The organism is Alkalihalophilus pseudofirmus (genome assembly GCF_029094545.1).
In the GTDB taxonomy this organism is placed as follows: domain Bacteria; phylum Bacillota; class Bacilli; order Bacillales; family Bacillaceae_D; genus Alkalihalophilus; species Alkalihalophilus pseudofirmus.
The window spans coordinates 1750722-1768123 of sequence record NZ_CP117835.1 but is presented as its reverse complement, the minus strand read 5'-3'; the positions used below and the strand labels follow the sequence as shown (position 1 = coordinate 1768123).

28 protein-coding genes and 1 pseudogene are annotated in these 17402 nt (G+C 35.7%); 2 read left to right on the top strand and 27 right to left on the bottom strand.

Features of this window, described 5'->3' with window-relative positions; translation table 11 throughout:
• Positions 1-47 precede the first annotated feature (47 nt).
• The 3 genes from PQ478_RS09485 to PQ478_RS09475 are packed head-to-tail and all read right to left on the bottom strand — an operon-like array spanning position 48 to position 3247.
• Complete coding sequence (locus PQ478_RS09485) at positions 48-1256, bottom strand: cytochrome P450 (protein WP_289236958.1); 1209 nt, start codon at positions 1254-1256, stop codon at positions 48-50.
• Positions 1243-2463, bottom strand: coding sequence for an 8-amino-7-oxononanoate synthase (bioF, locus tag PQ478_RS09480; protein WP_289236659.1), 1221 nt, complete (start codon positions 2461-2463; stop codon positions 1243-1245). The genes PQ478_RS09485 and bioF overlap by 14 nt, the downstream gene beginning before the upstream one ends.
• Positions 2426-3247 carry a 6-carboxyhexanoate--CoA ligase gene (locus tag PQ478_RS09475; protein ID WP_289236658.1) on the bottom strand — a complete coding sequence of 274 codons (822 nt, stop codon included), beginning with the start codon at positions 3245-3247 and terminating at the stop codon, positions 2426-2428. The genes bioF and PQ478_RS09475 overlap by 38 nt, the downstream gene beginning before the upstream one ends.
• Positions 3248-3429: 182 nt before the next feature.
• On the opposite strand from PQ478_RS09475, the gene PQ478_RS09470 reads away from it, so the two are divergent.
• Together PQ478_RS09470 and PQ478_RS09465 are read left to right on the top strand one after the other, a co-directional pair.
• Complete coding sequence (locus PQ478_RS09470) at positions 3430-4518, top strand: tyrosine-type recombinase/integrase (protein WP_289236657.1); 1089 nt, start codon at positions 3430-3432, stop codon at positions 4516-4518.
• A gap of 109 nt (positions 4519-4627) precedes the next feature.
• Positions 4628-5308 (top strand): YwaF family protein, encoded by a 681-nt coding sequence (locus PQ478_RS09465; protein WP_012958622.1) that lies wholly within the window; start codon positions 4628-4630, stop codon positions 5306-5308.
• A gap of 87 nt (positions 5309-5395) precedes the next feature.
• On the opposite strand, the gene PQ478_RS09460 is transcribed toward PQ478_RS09465, so the two are convergent.
• From PQ478_RS09460 to PQ478_RS09345, 24 genes and pseudogenes are all read right to left on the bottom strand, one after another.
• Entirely contained in the window at positions 5396-5689 is a 294-nt protein-coding gene (locus tag PQ478_RS09460) for a hypothetical protein (protein ID WP_022627316.1), read from the bottom strand.
• A 168-nt stretch (positions 5690-5857) separates the two neighbouring features.
• Positions 5858-6682: pseudogene (locus PQ478_RS09455) on the bottom strand (carboxypeptidase M32); the annotation flags it as partial.
• A gap of 240 nt (positions 6683-6922) precedes the next feature.
• On the bottom strand, positions 6923-7504 hold the full coding sequence (locus PQ478_RS09450) for a RusA family crossover junction endodeoxyribonuclease (RefSeq protein ID WP_289236656.1): 582 nt from the start codon (positions 7502-7504) through the stop codon (positions 6923-6925).
• A 303-nt stretch (positions 7505-7807) separates the two neighbouring features.
• Positions 7808-8050, bottom strand: coding sequence for a hypothetical protein (locus PQ478_RS09445; RefSeq protein WP_289236655.1), 243 nt, complete (start codon positions 8048-8050; stop codon positions 7808-7810).
• Entirely contained in the window at positions 8043-8174 is a 132-nt protein-coding gene (locus PQ478_RS09440; RefSeq protein WP_289236654.1) for a hypothetical protein, read from the bottom strand. The genes PQ478_RS09445 and PQ478_RS09440 overlap by 8 nt, the downstream gene beginning before the upstream one ends.
• Before the next feature lie 49 nt (positions 8175-8223).
• Positions 8224-8562 (bottom strand): hypothetical protein, encoded by a 339-nt coding sequence (locus tag PQ478_RS09435; RefSeq protein WP_289236653.1) that lies wholly within the window; start codon positions 8560-8562, stop codon positions 8224-8226.
• A 33-nt stretch (positions 8563-8595) separates the two neighbouring features.
• Positions 8596-8808 (bottom strand): hypothetical protein, encoded by a 213-nt coding sequence (locus PQ478_RS09430; RefSeq protein ID WP_289236652.1) that lies wholly within the window; start codon positions 8806-8808, stop codon positions 8596-8598.
• A gap of 219 nt (positions 8809-9027) precedes the next feature.
• Complete coding sequence (locus PQ478_RS09425; RefSeq protein ID WP_289236651.1) at positions 9028-9363, bottom strand: hypothetical protein; 336 nt, start codon at positions 9361-9363, stop codon at positions 9028-9030.
• 158 nt (positions 9364-9521) lie between these two features.
• A complete protein-coding gene (locus PQ478_RS09420; RefSeq protein ID WP_289236650.1) occupies positions 9522-10223 on the bottom strand; it encodes an HNH endonuclease in 702 nt (233 codons plus the stop codon).
• A gap of 48 nt (positions 10224-10271) precedes the next feature.
• Positions 10272-10628 (bottom strand): hypothetical protein, encoded by a 357-nt coding sequence (locus tag PQ478_RS09415; RefSeq protein ID WP_289236649.1) that lies wholly within the window; start codon positions 10626-10628, stop codon positions 10272-10274.
• 23 nt (positions 10629-10651) lie between these two features.
• Positions 10652-11401 (bottom strand): MBL fold metallo-hydrolase, encoded by a 750-nt coding sequence (locus PQ478_RS09410; RefSeq protein ID WP_289236648.1) that lies wholly within the window; start codon positions 11399-11401, stop codon positions 10652-10654.
• Positions 11402-11449: 48 nt separating this feature from the next.
• On the bottom strand, positions 11450-11635 hold the full coding sequence (locus tag PQ478_RS09405) for a hypothetical protein (protein ID WP_289236647.1): 186 nt from the start codon (positions 11633-11635) through the stop codon (positions 11450-11452).
• Positions 11636-11690: 55 nt separating this feature from the next.
• Positions 11691-11882 (bottom strand): hypothetical protein, encoded by a 192-nt coding sequence (locus tag PQ478_RS09400; protein ID WP_289236646.1) that lies wholly within the window; start codon positions 11880-11882, stop codon positions 11691-11693.
• A 69-nt stretch (positions 11883-11951) separates the two neighbouring features.
• Entirely contained in the window at positions 11952-12341 is a 390-nt protein-coding gene (locus PQ478_RS09395; RefSeq protein ID WP_289236645.1) for a hypothetical protein, read from the bottom strand.
• 114 nt (positions 12342-12455) lie between these two features.
• Positions 12456-12758 (bottom strand): hypothetical protein, encoded by a 303-nt coding sequence (locus PQ478_RS09390; protein ID WP_289236644.1) that lies wholly within the window; start codon positions 12756-12758, stop codon positions 12456-12458.
• Between the two features lie 41 nt (positions 12759-12799).
• Complete coding sequence (locus tag PQ478_RS09385) at positions 12800-13240, bottom strand: YkzI domain-containing protein (RefSeq protein ID WP_289236643.1); 441 nt, start codon at positions 13238-13240, stop codon at positions 12800-12802.
• Between the two features lie 33 nt (positions 13241-13273).
• Positions 13274-13840, bottom strand: coding sequence for a hypothetical protein (locus PQ478_RS09380; protein WP_289236642.1), 567 nt, complete (start codon positions 13838-13840; stop codon positions 13274-13276).
• Positions 13841-13940: 100 nt separating this feature from the next.
• Positions 13941-14462 (bottom strand): dihydrofolate reductase, encoded by a 522-nt coding sequence (locus PQ478_RS09375; RefSeq protein WP_289236641.1) that lies wholly within the window; start codon positions 14460-14462, stop codon positions 13941-13943.
• Between the two features lies 1 nt (position 14463).
• Positions 14464-15303: a thymidylate synthase gene (gene thyA / locus PQ478_RS09370; protein WP_289236640.1), complete on the bottom strand. Its 840-nt coding sequence runs from the start codon at positions 15301-15303 to the stop codon at positions 14464-14466.
• A gap of 62 nt (positions 15304-15365) precedes the next feature.
• Complete coding sequence (locus PQ478_RS09365) at positions 15366-15626, bottom strand: hypothetical protein (protein ID WP_289236639.1); 261 nt, start codon at positions 15624-15626, stop codon at positions 15366-15368.
• Complete coding sequence (locus PQ478_RS09360) at positions 15623-15871, bottom strand: hypothetical protein (protein ID WP_289236638.1); 249 nt, start codon at positions 15869-15871, stop codon at positions 15623-15625. The genes PQ478_RS09365 and PQ478_RS09360 overlap by 4 nt, the downstream gene beginning before the upstream one ends.
• A gap of 74 nt (positions 15872-15945) precedes the next feature.
• Positions 15946-16335 carry a beta-sandwich lipoprotein gene (locus tag PQ478_RS09355; protein WP_289236637.1) on the bottom strand — a complete coding sequence of 130 codons (390 nt, stop codon included), beginning with the start codon at positions 16333-16335 and terminating at the stop codon, positions 15946-15948.
• Between the two features lie 141 nt (positions 16336-16476).
• Complete coding sequence (locus PQ478_RS09350; RefSeq protein ID WP_289236636.1) at positions 16477-17169, bottom strand: DUF444 family protein; 693 nt, start codon at positions 17167-17169, stop codon at positions 16477-16479.
• Between the two features lie 37 nt (positions 17170-17206).
• Positions 17207-17401: a hypothetical protein gene (locus PQ478_RS09345; RefSeq protein WP_289236635.1), complete on the bottom strand. Its 195-nt coding sequence runs from the start codon at positions 17399-17401 to the stop codon at positions 17207-17209.
• Between the last annotated feature and the right edge of the window lies 1 nt (position 17402).

Sequence of the window (17402 nt, the reverse complement as noted above, 5' to 3'; positions counted from 1 at the left end):
CCATTGTCTTTGATTCTACCATTTAGCTAATCAAGAGACAAAGAGAACTAGTTAGACGTTTGTACTGTGATTCTTAGTTTTTCAAGGGCCCGAAATCCTGTCAGCGGCCGCCACTTAATTTCTGCCTTTGTTTGGTTATACGTGTGAACACGTTTACTAAACCGAGATAGGGCAATCTGTGCTTCTAACCTGGCAAGTGTGGAACCTAGACAAAAATGAGCACCTAATCCAAAAGAGAGATGCGGAACCTTTTTTCTTGTAATGAGGAATTCATCAGGCTCATCAAATACATCAGGATCTCGGTTCGCTGCCCCGAGCATAAGATATAGCTGCTCTCCGCATGTGATGTGTTTGCCTGCCACTTCTGTATCCTTCATCGCCACTCTGGCCGTTAGCTGTGTTGGACTTTCAAACCTTAGTACTTCTTCAATTGCAGAACCAGCCAAAGAAGGGTTTTCCTTTAATACCTTCCATTGTTCAGGGTACTTTAGAAAGGTGTAAATGGTGTTGCTAATTAAATTGACTGTTGTTTCGTGACCAGCAATGACAAGCAATATAAATGTAGAGATTAATTCACCTTCCGTACAATCATTTTCTTTGATCAGCGTACTAATAAGATCATCGCCCGGCTGCGCCCTTTTTTTGGAGATTAATGAGGAGAAGTACACGCTCAGCTCTTCTGCTAATTGATCACTTGCTTCTAATATTTTATGAGAACGGGTAAAATCAATTGATTGAAGCAATAAAGCTGCCCAATCTCGAAATGGTTCCCGGTCTTCTTCCGGCACGCCTAAAATGGTCGCGATAACTAAGCTTGTAAGTGGAAAGGCGAATTCTGATACAACATCAAATTCTTCTTTTTCAACAAGTTCGTCTAAAAGAGAATCAACGACCTCTTCTATTAAAGGTCTGAATCCCGCTATTCGCTTGGGTGTGAACCCTTCGTTCACAAGAAGCCGCAGCTTGCGGTGATCTTCTTTGTTCATATAAAGCATCATCTTGCTTTGAATTTGTTTTAGGTGGCTGTATTTTTCTGTCGCTTCAGGTAAAGGAATGCGAGTAAAAAAAGATGAATCTTTTAGGATGTAGGCTGTTTCTTTGTATCCTGTTACAAACCATCCGGGCTGCTTCAGTATACTTCCTTTATAAATCGGACCTCTCTCGCGTAATCGTTTATACAAGCCATACGGATCTTTAAATAAGTCATCTCTTTTAAGACGAATCTGTTTTGCTTTCGTTTGGCTAACGGTATTCATCATGACCCTCTCCTTTAGATGATCCTATCCTTGCATCTTGGATGATACACATTTCTCTTCCTATTAAATAGAAACTATGCAGCAAGTAGTTAATATCTTCTTCTGTATGATCAGCAGTCACTGTCACACGGATTCGTGCTTCCCCTTCCGCTACAGTAGGAGGTCGTATGGCTGGTGCGAATATGCCTTTTGCTTGGAGCTTTTCTGCGAATTGAGTAGCTTTGTGGGTATCACCTATGATGACAGGGATGATAGGCGTTTCTTCCCCGCGGATATAAAAGCCCATTTCTACTAATTCTTTGCAAATGTGATTTGAAAGCTTCTTTAATTGTTGCAAACGGCTTTTATCAGATTCAATGATTGCTAATGCAGTGTAAGCCGCAGCACAGCTCGATTGGGGGATCGATGTTTGAAAGATAAAGCTTCGCGCATGATTTCTGAGAAAATCAATAAGGGTTCGCGAACCAGCTGCAAAGCCTCCTTCACATCCGACAGCCTTGCTTAATGTGCCAATGATTACATCACAGGCAACCCCAAAACGTTCACATGTCCCTATGCCAGTCTCTCCGGTTACACCTGTTCCATGGGCATCATCCACAATGAGATAAGCATCATACGTATCAGCCAGTTGCCTGATCTTATCAAGAGGAGCAATCGTTCCATCCATACTAAACACGCCGTCTGTTACAATAAATCGATGATTGTAATGCATGCTCTCTTTTAATAGATTTTCGAGCATTTCCATATGTAGATGAGGGTAGATCTTTTTATCTGCTTTTGATAATCTGCAGCCATCAATCAGACTTGCATGATTTAACTCGTCACTTAAAATAATATCCCCTTCTTGAGGGATAGATGAGAGAACACCAATATTCGCTAAGTAACCGCTTGAAAATAATAATGCTGCCTCTGTTTGCTTAAAAGAGGCTAGTTTCCCTTCCAATTTTTCATGCCACGATGCATTGCCAGTCGTTAATCTAGAACCAGAACTGCCTGTACCGAACTCTTCTATCGCCAGCTTTGCAGCCTCTACAACTCTCAAGTCTGCTGCTAGCCCTAAATAATTATTAGATGAAAAAACAAGCTGCTTTCGTCCATCAATGATATTCGTGCGACCCGGGGCTTGTTCCATTTTACGTAGGGTTCGGTATAAACCTGAGTCCTTTGAATTACTCAGCCGCTCGGCCAGCCATTGATCGAGACTCATCAGCCATCACCTCCTGCTTCCAACGAATCAGCACTGGTTGTGTCGTTAAATAATTTATATAAGCATCAAAGTTTTTCATTTTCGTTTGATCCACAAAAAAAATACGGCAGCCTTTCTCTTCGCCCAATTCTTTTAGCTGAGATATTCGCTGATACCCAAACTTCTGACTCGCCACATATCCAGTAATATAATCAGGATCATCTGACCAGCATAATTCAGCAATGGTTGCAGGGTGTTGAGTGACTTTTGTTGCTAAGGTCAAAGCTTCTTTCATTCGTATGTTAGGCGACAGTTGGTGTTCGTTTGACCAGCAGCTAAAGTCATCCAAAGGCCAATCCATCCTTGATACTCTGACTCCATTCTTTATAGGGTCGTCCAACCTTTGACCAGTAGCAGCATCTATGAAAAGAGCCCCTTGTAATTCAGTTAGCTCTGATATCACATAATAGGCTTCTTCAATTACCTGAGGCTTAATCCCAGCTTCAGTTAGTAATGAGCGAGCGGTCACTTGCCCGTCAGCTACTGAAGATACAACATGGGTACCAACAGGCAATGGTGACACATATTTAACCGCTTCTTCGATTTGTTCAAATTGAATGTTCATAAAGTCAGGCTTGCCACGCGAATGATTCAGGCCTTTTTCGGCTAATTCTGTCATACATGATGAGAGGTCATGATACGGAACAATCCTTTCCCCGCCTGAGATATGCTTGCCTCCTTGTTCATGAGATCCACCTTGTGCAGCTCTCATTCTGACGCTGAAATATATATGCTCATGTTGCATTTTATCACCTTCAATCCAGGTCTCGATTTTTTGTTAACCTATTTATATATTAAGTTAACAATTTATTCAGGTGATTGTCAATTACTCTTAGTAGTATCTTCCAAACTAATTATCTACGTTCGATGAAATCAACATTTCACAGAACGTATATTTTACGTTAAACTACTAATGAGGTGAATATTGTGTCATTCTTTGCAAAATTAAATGATTTACATAAAAAGACTGATTTAAAAACAGATTTCCTGCCAGAGGCAATTAAACAGCAATATAGAAAAATAGATCAGCTTCCTCTATTTATCCAGCAATATCTCATAAGCCGTGTATCACTCGGTTATTCTAAGCAGACGATCCAAAGATATATTTATGATTATCATTATTTTTTCCATTATGTAAAAAGAGTCTCAGAAGATCCCTCTTTCCAGCCAGCAGCTGTCACATTAAAAGATTTCTTACAAATTGAAAAAGCAGCGATTGAACACTACATTACCTATCTCTCTCTTGAGGTAGAAAATGAACCGAGAACGATTAACCGAAAAATCTCTGCCTTGCAATCGTTATTTGATTACCTTGTTAAAAAAGGTGAAGCGACGACGAATCCAGTTCTTGGTGTCGAGCGTCCAAAGGTCGGGAAGCGAGATCCTGTTTTCTTGACAATCAACGAAGCTCAGTTATTGTTAAAAGCAGTTAAAGACACTAGCAGTCTATCATTCAGACAAAAAAAGTATGCAGAAAAACTATTAGCGCGTGATTATGCCGTTATTTATTTATTAATTAGTTCAGGCTTACGAATTTCGGAGTTAGCCAATGTAAAGATGAAGGATTTTGATAAAGATGAGAACATTCTTAAAATACAAGGGAAAGGAAATAAAGAGCGCAGCATTCCGCTCTCCATTGAAACAATTGACGTATTAACTTACTATCTTGACTCCCTGCCAATAAAATCGAGACCTGAGCAAAGTGAAGACCATCTGTTTATTGGGTACGATTTTCAAAGCCAAGAATATACGAAGCAGGTAACAGTCAGCGCATTGCAAAAGATGATTCAGCGTCAATTACACCGAGCAAAACAATATGCACCGTCTCTCCAACATAAAACGATCACTGCGCATAAACTACGCCACAGCTTTGCTACAGCACTTGTGGCAAAAGGAGTGGATGTCTTAACCGTTCAAAGTCTTCTCGGCCACGAATCGGTTGCCACTACACAAGTTTATGCCCATGTTCAAGACGATGCTAGAAAAGAAGCGATCACAAGACTCTCAATTTCATAAATAAACATTATTTACTTATGGTAAACTAAAGCGAACAACCTAATACTTGAGGTGATGTTTTATAGATACGATTTTTGCTCCAGGGCAGTATGCAGAGGCCCCTCTTTTTTTGTCAACAGCCCATCTGCTTTCTATTGGTATCTTACTTATTCTATTGGTTCTGCTCTATCTACACCGCCATAAACCGTACATGCAATCATTCGGCAGGTATGCACTGATAAGTTTGCTGATTTTATCAGAAGTGAGTTTTCTCGCCTGGACAGTCCTATCCGGAATTTGGGATGTGAGATTTCATCTACCTGCACAACTTTGTACGATCAGTTTATTTATTTGTATTTATATGCTGATTACGCGTCAGTCATTTATATTTGAAATCGTCTATTTCTTTGGGCTAGCTGGTGCGCTTCAGGCCATTATTACACCAGATTTATTTTATACGTTTCCTCATTATCGTTTTTTTCATTTTTTCATCGCTCATACCGCGATTATTCTAGCCATTCTCTACATGGTCTGGGTTGAAAAATACCGAATCACTTGGAAATCAGCTTTAAAATCATTTGCTGCCTTAAATGTAATTGCACTTCTCGTCTTTTTTATTAACGTTCTAACTGGTGCAAATTATATGTTTTTAGCTCACAAACCAGAAGGACCAAGCATTCTTGATTTCCTCGGTCCTTACCCATGGTATATTTTTCAGCTTGAGTTCATTGCTCTCTTTATGTATGGACTGTTATATGTACCTTTTCTCTTAGTTAAAAAATCTTCTCACCAAAAACAAGGAGCTGATTAGTCAGCTCCTTGTTCTGTATCTACCTCAGATTGCCCTCACCCTTTTTGAATAAAACAACCTATATAAATATAGTAACCTCTCTAATTTTTAATGAGCGATTTCCCACTTCTCAATTTCCATCCCATTGTTAAATAAAAAATGTTTATCCTCATCTTCTAGTCGGCTGCTTCCTGCTGCAAGAATAACGGTTCCATATACGGCTGCCACTTCATCTCGATGCTTTCTCCAGCCTTCTTTATGACAAAAAGCTGCATACTCTTCTCCATTTGATTTGTATATAAACTCACTGTATGGACCGCCAAGTATTTGTTCAATCTCTTGTTTATTGTTTATTTTTGTTTTAAATGGCTCTTTTCTCGGTTCGAAAATCACAATATCCATCTACATGATCACCTCTAGCACAAGTATAGGATAACTTGCTATATTCTATTCAATTTGGTTGTTCTTTGTTTAGTTACCTGTCCTATATATCATCATTTTTTAATATGGTAAGTGAAATTATATATATTTAAGTTAATAAAGAGAGCTGCATTCCTGCAGCTCTCTTGCTTAAAATTTATACAAGCGACGATATTTTTCTTCTAAGTAGCGAACAAGCGGTTTGGAGTCAATGCCGCCGCCTGTTGTATCTTTAATAATATCAGCTGGCTTCTTCATTTTTCCAAACTGATGGACATTATCCGTCATCCAGCTCTGAATCGGTGCATACTCTCCTGTACGGATCAGCTCATCAAATTGAGGAAGATCGCTCACTAACGCTTCTTTTAATTGAGCTGAATAAATATATCCTAATGCATATGACGGGAAGTATCCGAATGCACCAAACGACCAATGCACATCCTGAAGCACTCCTTCACCATCATGACTCGGTCTGATCCCTAAATACTCTTCCATCTTCTCATTCCACAGACCAGGCAGATCACGCACTTCAATATCCCCCTGCATTAATGCTTTCTCAAGCTCATAACGAAGAATAATGTGCAGGCAATAAGTCAGCTCGTCACTTTCTATGCGGATTAATGATCGCTTAGATTGATTAACGGCAAAGTAGAAATCTTCAAGCGGCACATCATCAAACTGGCCTGATGAATGCTTTTTCAGCAAGTCATAATTGCGCTCCCAGAAGCCGAAGTTCTTTCCGACAAACTTTTCCCAGAACAATGACTGTGATTCATGAATTCCCATCGACGTTCCGTCACAAAGAGGTGTACCGATCAAGTCTTGCGAAATATTTTGTTCATACAGCGCATGACCGCCCTCGTGAATCGTGCCAAATAATGCGACGCGGAAATCAGATTCATTATATTTTGTTGTCACACGTACATCATTCGGATTGATACCTATAGCAAACGGGTGAACCGTTTCATCTAAACGTATTAAATACACTAAAAAAGAGCTGATTAATCAGCTCTCATAGTTGACTTAAGACTCTTGATCTCATTACCAAGATTATAAGTTGCCCTAACAATATTTTCAATAGTTGGACTGTTGCTTTCTATTACGATTACGTTATTATCGTCACTCATGTTGATTAATTCTTGGATGGTCACTTATCCACCTTCTTTGTTATTTTAATATTAACTGATATGTAAGTTGTTGATTGTCCTATGACTCTCATTTCTTTACTTCCTTATACTTACTGCACACCAGACTCTTCTCATCTAAGTCTTCTTGGATACGTCCTTCTTTTGCCTTATTCAAAATAGAACAATTCCTTTTGTATCGTGTACACGTCTTACAGTTTTCTTCAAAATTATGTAGTTGCTGTTCATTATCGAAAATACCTATGTATGGAACAGGAGTTAATGTGACCTCGATATGTGGGTCTTTTGGGTCTATGTATATGCGCTGAGTTCTTGTGAGCACTCTTGAATCATTCTCATAGCAAATACCTTCTAGAGTGTCATTTAAGAGCTTGTATACGTTGTTATCATCACGATTTGAGCGAGACATGTACATCACAGAGTCTTGATATATGTAGTGGTCTCTTGTGTAATCAAAGTCCCAATCCTGACCTTTAATCTGCTCTTTTGCCTGTTTAGCAATTTTTTCTTTCACTTTCCTACCTTCCGAACTCATTACTCGCTTCCCAGTAGGAACTCTAGTCCTTGTTTTTGGATTCCACGAATGCTGATTAACATAGAGCTTATTGATACTCGTAGGTAAATCTAAAATTAGTTTTAATTCTTTACTCAAACTATCACTCCTAATTAATTTTAATTTATTATATTGACAGCTTAATTAACAACCATCAAGCCAGCTAATACCCAATATCCTTCATCACTTTAAACAGCTTCCTATAGTCATTCTCGCTGTTCTTATCATCACTAATCTTCAGTTTAACTCCACTGTCATCCTTAAACTCCAAGCTACTATCACTCTTAGCTATTGCTCTAGCAAACTCAAATACTGATTCTTTATATTTCTTCCCTCTGATTATGTAATATTGACCATTACCAAATTTAAGTGATCTCATTGCTACGTATGATTTAGTATTATTCATAGTGGCTTATCCGTTGCTTTATATGTACGTATATTTCCATCTGCATCAAAAGTAACTTCTGCATCAACATGATTCTCATAGAAGTAATCAATATCGTACTCAGGCTTAATTACTTCACCATTTCTCAATAAAAGCAAGATTTCATCGGGTTGTGTTGGCTTGTTAGAGTGAGAGCAAACAACCGAATTATCGTTATAAACACTGGGTTCTTGACGTATGTACTTATCGAAATCAACCAAAGAAGACACCTCCTGTATAAAATTGCTTAGTAATTACGAAGGTTATTAAGGATGTAGCTATGCAGCTCATCAATAAAAGCCCACAAACACTGTCTTTATCGAGTGTTTCATTTTCTTGATTCATCAAAATACCTCCTTTCAATAAAAGGATTGTTTTATTGGAATTTATAAAGCTAGTTTAAAAGGTTGCATTCATGACGATAGCTCTTATAATCGTCATGACCCAAGAAAGCCTCTGTCTCAAGTTGCATTTTAACTAGTTCAACAACAGATTCGGCAGTAACAGATTTGATACTGGTTTTAATATCAGCATTAATATATTTATCTGAATCATAATGTGCTTCGTGCAATGAAATATGAAGACCTCCTTCTTCAGTATTGATATCACAGACATGTCTGAAACTATGTCCAGTTGAATCGCTATGAAATTTTTCAACCCTGCTAAAGAAATGAGTCACATTTAAATCATAAGCACACTCAAGTAAAGTTTTAAAGATTTTCATATTAACCATTTTATCAATCTCCTTTTTTATGAAAGATGTGTTTTATTGGAATTTAATTTTGTTCAATCTGCTCTCTGCATGCTCAAAAGCTTTTCTAGTATCTGAAAATGCCTTATCCATCGTCCAACAAAAATCTGACATAGCTTCTAATACTAATCTATCTTCAGCATTAGCCTCATGTAATTCCTGATTGCACGCATTAATTAATTTTTGTGTGTTTTGTCTAGCAGTTTTAAATTCATTTTTGATTTTCATAATAATATCCACCTTTGTGATTTTATTTTAATACCACTAACCTCTTAGGCATCCAATCTAATCCGCCATAATGATAGATGGCATAGTAATTAGGAAACCCTTCTAATTCTGTAACATCAACTAGCTGATTCTTTTTATATTCGTTATCGTTTATTAAAGATGCGTATCTTCTTTTAATATACCTTTCATGATTACCTCTTTCCCACTCGCTTAAAATAGTTAGTTTGTTTGATCATGCATTTCATTATGCCAAGAAATCAAAACCTCGGTTTTCCCATTGTATTTTGTTCGATCACTGTCAACCTCATTAACTTGTCGTAAGAAAAAGCTAACATTTGGCTCGACTAGTATACTAAAGAATCCACCATCTTTATCAACATGATGAGTTCTAGTCCGCAAGCCTAGATCAGATAGAGCTTTGAGTAACGGGATGGCATCGACATTAGCAACAAACTCACCATCACCAAAATCAACCAAGCGATGATTTTCAGTTAATTCATGATGATGATTGCAGTGTTTATAATCATTAGTGATATTTGGATTTAATTCTGACATTTAATTGCCTCCATTTTAATAAATTGTTAATTTTATTTTAGTTTATTTTATAAATTATTTAACTATGATTAGATGTGTAACTATATATTATCAACTTCCTTGCACAAGCATTCTAATTCTAGTTACACATCTAATGTTGAATGGTCACTCATTGTCTCCTATTTCAATCCCGCCTTTCTCATCATTTCCTCCAAAGTAAGCCCTCCTTTACTCTCTGATGAAGTATTGGCTAAAGTTTTAATATCCTTTATTTCATCAATTGTCGGTTTTTCGTAGTACCTTACATGCTTTTTTAAAGCCTTATTCCTTCTTTGTTCTTTGGCAGTCCTTTTTCTTTGATATTCCCATTTCATCCTCTTATAATTTTTCTTAAAGTAGTCGTAACTAAGGTCGGATTTCAAGATATTACAATCGAAACATGAGCAAACTAAATTATCTTCTTTTGTTTCTCCACCAGATGAATACGGGACTATATGATCAACAGTATCACCCTCGTTTCCACAGTAGTGACAGGTATAATCATCTTTAGATAGCACAATTTCTCTTAATAGTGGGTCTGGCTGATAATCATCTTTTTTAAGTAGATAAATAGTATTGCTGCTGTGAACTTGCGCACTACCTTTTTCAACATAATCTATTGCCTCTGATAGCATAATCTTTTTTGTGCCTCTTAAGGTGGGTGAGAGCAAAGTAATTTCATCAAAAGACTCATCAATCGCATTAATACCTAAATCTACGCTCCTAATACTGTCTAATTTCTCTTGTGTTTTCGTTGCTATACAGAGTTTACATACCTGCTTCTCCCCCAAAAAGTGTCTAAAATTCTTTACTTGATTGCATCGAACACATATTTTATTCATATAATCACCTCAATTATGATTATATGCAGGATCAATCTATAATATATCTTACTCAATAATAATGTCTCTAATCCTTTTCAACTTATCTACATTTAAATCCCCATATTTCTTTTCATCAAAGTTTACTATGGCTCGCTTCCATCCTTCATCTAAATGTAAAGAGAAGCTTTCTGATTCTCCATACTTACGACCTTTAAATGAAATACCAGTTAACACTAAACTGACAATATCACTATCTTGAAACAATTCTTTGTAATTGTTAAAGTAATAAGCTCTTAGGTAGTAGCTTAGATCGTCAAACTCACTAAAAGATAACTCTGTTTGATAGCCACCATCGAAAGATGTCTCTACATAGAATTGCAATTCACCATGAAACTCATCTTTATCAAATCTAACTTGTGCCATTTTTCATTCTCCCTTTTACAATTTTATTTATTTATAAAAGTAAGTGTCTGACCTGCTTCAACAAATTCTATACCATATATATCACTAAACTCAGTAATATTAAGATCGTCTTGATAATGCATGCCATAGATTTTACTCGCATGAATCTTATCCTTATAGTAAATAACTACATCTTCTATGTATGAGTGTACAGGGTTCTTGATTGTTGAAACGTCATGGAATAGTGCAACCGTACTACTGTCAAAGTAACCATCAAACTGTGCTGCCTCATGTTTAGCAATATCACTAGTGAAAACAATGTTAATACCTTCTTGAATATCGTTAATCTTTAAGCCCATAGAAAACATATTCTGTGCATGCAGATCTGTTGTTTCTAGTGTTTCAATTTCATATAGCCCTAGCATGAAATTACCTTTAATGAATTCAATGTTGAAATAATCTTCTAAGCTTAATCCGTCCGTACATAAGCCATTAGAGATAATTTGAGTTAATCCACCAGCTAATTCGTTTCTAATCCATAGGGTAGGCTTATGGTTATGAATCCACTTGCAGCGCTGTGCAAATTCTTCTAAGCCTCCAACATGATCACTATGTAAATGTGTAATGACAATATCAGTAATGTCCGATTCTTTAAATCCTGCTTCTTGAAGACTATATCTAAGTGTAGTACCTGTATCCACGAGTAACTTCCTATCGCCCAATTCAAACACATAATTATTATGATAATACTTTGTAAATGCTCCATTTACTCCAAGTGGTGTAACTCTAATCATATGATCACTCCAATAAAAATTTTTAATAGCTGTATCTAGTTACTGGTCTCAATCCCAAGTAAACGAACTGACATCAGGCGCAGATAATTCTAGTAATTCCTCAGTAACCTTATAAATGAAGATGTCTGTTTTTAACTTGGTAGCCAGTTCTTCAGCGCCCTCCCTAGCTTGAGATAATTGAGAATATGTATAGTAGCTATAATCATTTGAATCCTTTAGTTGATATGCAGCCATTTTAAATTCCTCCTCTGTTTTGTTAGTTGGTGAATCGTATGGTCGTACTATGACATTAAGCGAAATGACTTTTACAGAAGCTTGCAAGGTTCTTTTCTTTTCCGTTCACAATTTCTACAAGTTCACCCCAGTAGTAGTCTCCAGCCATTACCTTCCAATATTCGATAAGCGCTTCTTCCTTTTCTTTTTTCGAGATAACTACATCATAATCTTTAGTCGAATTCCATTTGAGTTTTACCTTATACATAAAATCATCCTCTCCTTTTGGTGAACAGTATCCTCTTAATTGCATTAAAACGTTAGTTTTATAGACTAATCACTTAACATCTAATATGTTTCCTTTATGATCTTTAAATATTTTCTTATTTACTCTATGTAATTTCCATCCATCTAGATTGTTTTCAAGATTCAATCTTCCAATCGAACTTATATTTCTACCAAACATATCTTCTACTTCTTTATGAGAGGGGAAGTATTCTATTTTTTCACCCTTATGCCCAACCCATTTTATTTTCGTTTCTGTGTGCTCCACTGCATTTAGCCAATCCCCTATGTCTAACAAACCGTGAAAATTAGCAAAAGCAGCTTTCATGCGATACGTAAGACGCTCTACTGAACTCATTTCATAAAACTCTGAAGGAGTTATACTCTTCAACTCATCCAATTCATCCTCGCTAATATTTTGAATTACTAATGACAAATCCATCTATTTATTTCCCCTTTTTTAATTTTATTTATAACTCTATAAAACATCCGTTTTATTCAAAATATCAACTCTAAAAAGTCCCATAAACACAGGCTTTTTCATATGTAAGATTTATCATTTTACGTGTTTTACTTCATCACTCATCATTTTTCGCTGCAATTCACATAACTCATAAAACCATTCCTTATCTCTTACACTTAGAGCAAAGTTAATCATGTCACTAACACTGTGAATGTTGTATCTGTCTTCAATGTTCGTTATGTAGTGTGAATAAACCGTCTGTGCCTTTTCACCTTTATTAATCATTTCAACTGATCTAAATTGCATTCGTTTATTATCAAACACTTCACAAATTCCTAGTTCTTCTTTTCCGTTACTTCTCTTAGTTGCCCAGTACATTGTTGTTAGCTCACTCATTCCACTCACCTTCTTTATATTATTTTAATTAATTTTAAAGATTACGACAATTGATCGCTCAGCTTTTGTAGAGTTGCTTTTGTATCAGCTATCTTATCTTTATCACCTACTTTCATGTAATCAAACAGTTCCATGAGGTAATAGTCAATTTGAAGCCTGATTGCGTTTTTATTGATGCTTGCTTTGACTTTACTTCTCTCATCATCTAATTTGTTTACGTTGATATTCAATCCGAAGAATTGATTTACTTTGTTCTGTATATAAGGAGTGGCTAACTCTGAGCTGTAATAGTAATAATAATCATTCATAGGATGATGTTTGGCAAGAGTGATTTTGTTGACTTCATTAACTCTGGTAAATTTTAAAACCTTGAAACCTGCAGATTGAATGATGGTAAGAGTGTATCCTTGTGGTCGCATGAATTCCATAAATTTAATGATTTGCTTATCTGTGATCTTTGGCTTCTGAGGATGAACATACATAATTATCACCTCTATATGTATTATTTTATTTTATTAAATAACTGAGATTAGTGACTTCCCTACTCTTCTTTTTTCATCTTGAATTGCTTTAATCTCATCTTCATATTCTTGAATTGAAAGTTGGATGGCGCTTATCCGACAATCACAGGCGTTACGAACCGCTTGACTTCTCGTTTTAAATTTTCTGCGTTTTAGTTCTGCAATTTCAACTTCGCAATCCAGCAACAACCCTTCTAACCTCTTCCTACGAGCACATTCTTTTCTGTGTAATTTACGAAACTCTTTTTTATGTAATTCTAGCATTTTGTCTCTTAAAGGCTTATATGTAACTGTCTCTTTTTTAATAACAGTAATGACTTCTTTCTTATCTGTGGATAAGTAGATTCCAATTCGATCAACTGCATAGAGCAAAGAAATATTTCCTTTTTCTTCACATACAGACTCCCCAATAAATTCTGCTCTTTTTAATAAAGCACGGATATTTCCGATAATTATACTATCATTAGCATTCTTCCAACTATCAACTCTTTGTCTTGCTCTTTCAATCGCATGTCTACTTAATCCAATAGATTTTACATTTAAGCCATTTTCTCTAATCATTCTTATCAGCTCCTTATATAAAGAAATAAGACTAACTTTATTTGTTAGCCTTATCATATAATAGGATCTATTAAACTGTCAATATTAATTTTAAATTATTTTATTGTTTTCTTTTATAAGTAACAAAGTTGTAATCATACTGGTTATTTTCATCCTTGCCGAATGATTCATTAGAGATAATATCCCACTCAGAGATTTCAAACTGAGGAAAGAACGTGTCAGCATCAGGAAAAACCTTGTGGAATGTGGTTAGGTATATTTCGTCCACATATGGCAGGAATTGATTATAGATTTGAGCGCCCCCACATACCCATACATCTTCATCTTCCCCGTATTCTTTATAGTCATGTAAAACATCTTTCACTGAGCTATAGATATAAACATCTTCATGAGTAGATTGATAGTCAGGATTGCCTGTGAGGACGATATGCTTGCGATTATCTAAAGGAGCACCACCTCTGTATCGTAAGATGCTCTCATGTGTCTCTCTTCCCATAATGAGTAAGTGACCCGTTGTTAACTTTTCAAAACGTGATAAATCCTCTTTTTGCTTAACTAAGAGTTTGTTGTTTCTACCTAATTCGCTATTTAGTCCAATTGCTGCAATGATCTTTAATGCCATTTTAAATTGCCACCTCCAATTTAATCTGTTTATTTGGTTCATAACCTTCTAATGCAAAGTGTTCTGGCTTAAAATCATAGAAGTTCTTAATTGAGTCATCAATAATTAACTTAGGTGCTGGAGTGGTTTCTCGATAGATGACTTCTTTCGCTTTCTCAACATGTCGAGTATAGATATGAAGGTTGTTAATATAGTGATTGAATCGTCCTACTTTATATCCTGTAGCTTGAGCAATCATATGGAGTAATAGGGCATATTGAGTTACGTTGATGTTTCCTGCAACTAAGTAATCTGACGATCTTTGCACAAGAGTCATATTTAATCGCTCACCATCATAGTCCCACATTGTAAGGAATGCACATGGATAAAGAGTCATACCATGTAAATCTTGATGATTGTAGAGATTGGTAATCATACGCCTGCTATATGGATCATTCTTCAAATCGAAAATTAGTTTATCAATTTGAGTAAAATAACCCTCTTTATACTTATGTTCATATGCCATCTGCCTTCCATAAGCAAGCCCTAGATTCCCATTCTCATTTTTCCAACTTTCCCAATACTTAACCCCATACTTCTCTTCAAGTAAATTAACATCGTTTGACTTATCTTGATATATCCATAAGTCTTCTTTTAATCCTGATTTCCATGCCGTAGGTCTTAATGTCCCAATAGGAAATTCTTCTTCAAGGTCATATTCATTCAGAACACCGAAAGTTTTGAGTGTGTTGGCATCAGTGCCGTCTTCCCATTTCGGTCTAACTTGCTTTCCTTTATCACTCTTTCCCTCAGTTAGAAGCTTGAAAAGATTATTACGGATAATAGCGTCTGCTTTACTCATCTACATTCCTCCAAAAAGAAAAGAAGGATTCACCCTTCTCTAATTATATTTATTTTAAATTATTATTTATTGTATGAATCGTTAATATAGTCAATTTCATCTGTAAGCTGCTCAACACTCAAACTTTCTTCAAGCTGATTCCACTCAATTAGATTGTCTAATGATTCATATAGAAATTTTGCCAAGTCTACCTCTGTTGGAGAGACTGTATCGCTGCCTTGATATTCTCTATGTAGAAACTCTAACATACTATATAAGTAATACGATTCCTGATTAGATAGATTGATTGTATTTGAGTTGTGATTGCTCTTTTGAATGATCATTTATAACCTCTTTTAATATATGACTTTAATTCTTGAATATCTTGCACAACTTCCCTTAATTCTTTTGTATTCTCTTCGTTTACAATATGGTTTGATAGGTTATCAAAAATGAACGAAAGTAGAACTAATAGCAATCCGTATGCTGGATACGGAGTTAGCAGCATTAAGATTCCTGCTAATGAGAGAGTAAATGCTAAGAGCGTGTGAGTGTGAGCACTCTTAAGAATTTTAGTTAGTCTTTTCATACTATCATTCCTTTATAGTTTAATTTAAATCGTATCTTTTAATGAGTTTTATGGTCGAACTACGACATAACAATTTAATTACTTGTCTGAATATCTATATCGGGAATAATGCTTTCTGGTCTGAATATGACACGATAACGAAATGGATCTACACTTGCCGACTCTACTTGCTCTACAAAATAACTCACATTATCGCTCAACCCTAAATAGTGTCGTTTGTATTCTTCTTCACCTGTTTTACAAGTTACTCTCAACGTGCTATCATTCCTCACGTCCAATGAGCATAGCCCTTGGATAGTTAGAAGATACGTGTCTGTTATCCCGTTGAAGAAAACTATTCTTCTCTCTACTCCAAATGAGTCTGCTTCCTTGGAAATATTCTGATTTACTGTGTCTGCTTCCGTACACCCCACCAAAATAACTGCCATAAAACCTAAAACAATTGCCGTTAGCTTCTTTTTCATTTTCATCAACCTTTCAATTTTTACTCACTTCACAGTTTTACTCTTCTAAGAATCTCTTTAAAAGCGTTATTTTATTGGAAAATAGTTTGTGAATTGAAATTAGAAACCCTTATATTTACTATGATTCTTAGTGGTTATTTTTCACAAACTTTCACTAAACAGTCGGTTACAAACTCTGTGCATCAAAGAGTCCAACTCAAGTGAGTTCTGAAGTGTGCAATGAGAAAATTTTGAGTTGCTGATATTTCTTAAAGAAGGCAGCAGTGTACTTTCTCTTTTATACTGATTTACTTCTATGTAGTTAATCATTTTTACTTTAGGTAAAATTCTATTGATAATATTAAGAACACGAGTATTATCACTTGTTAAATTGTCTCCATCAGAAATGTGAATAACATACACATCAACATTTTCATTTTCGTAATTATAATCTTCAATCTCTTTATTCATATGAGAATATACTGAGGAGGCAATCGTACCACCTGAGACATTCTTAGTTAAAAACTCTTTCTTATCTACTTCCACAGATTGAGTGTGATGGTGGAAGAGTCTAACTTCTACTGAATCATATGAGAGACTTAGTGCTGTTTCAATACTTACTGTCATTTTTAGCCCCATTTCTCTTTCCCATCTACCCATGCTGCCACTTACATCTGCACCTACCAATAAAACAGCTTTCTTTCCTTTGTTTGGCGGAACTATTGAAGAAGAATCCATAGATTTAAGTTGTTCTAATTCTCTTTTCACTAAGTTGTATTCTTTAATTAGGTTGATGTGCTTATCAGCTAAGTTATTAAATTTACTTTTTAGTTCCTTAATTTCATTGATATCCATTGGATAGCCTCCTATAATATATCTGTTTTATATAATTTTAGTTTCCTTGTAACATATCAATAGCTTGCAATGTACCTTCATAGTCATGCTGCATACGTTTAATTAAGTTTGTAATCTGGACTTTTTGTAAGTCATCTATGTAATCATTATTATTTAATTTAATCTTATGTTCATTGATTTGTTTGATTAATCGCTTAGCTGTAGTTTCAAGTGATTTGATTGTGAATGTCATG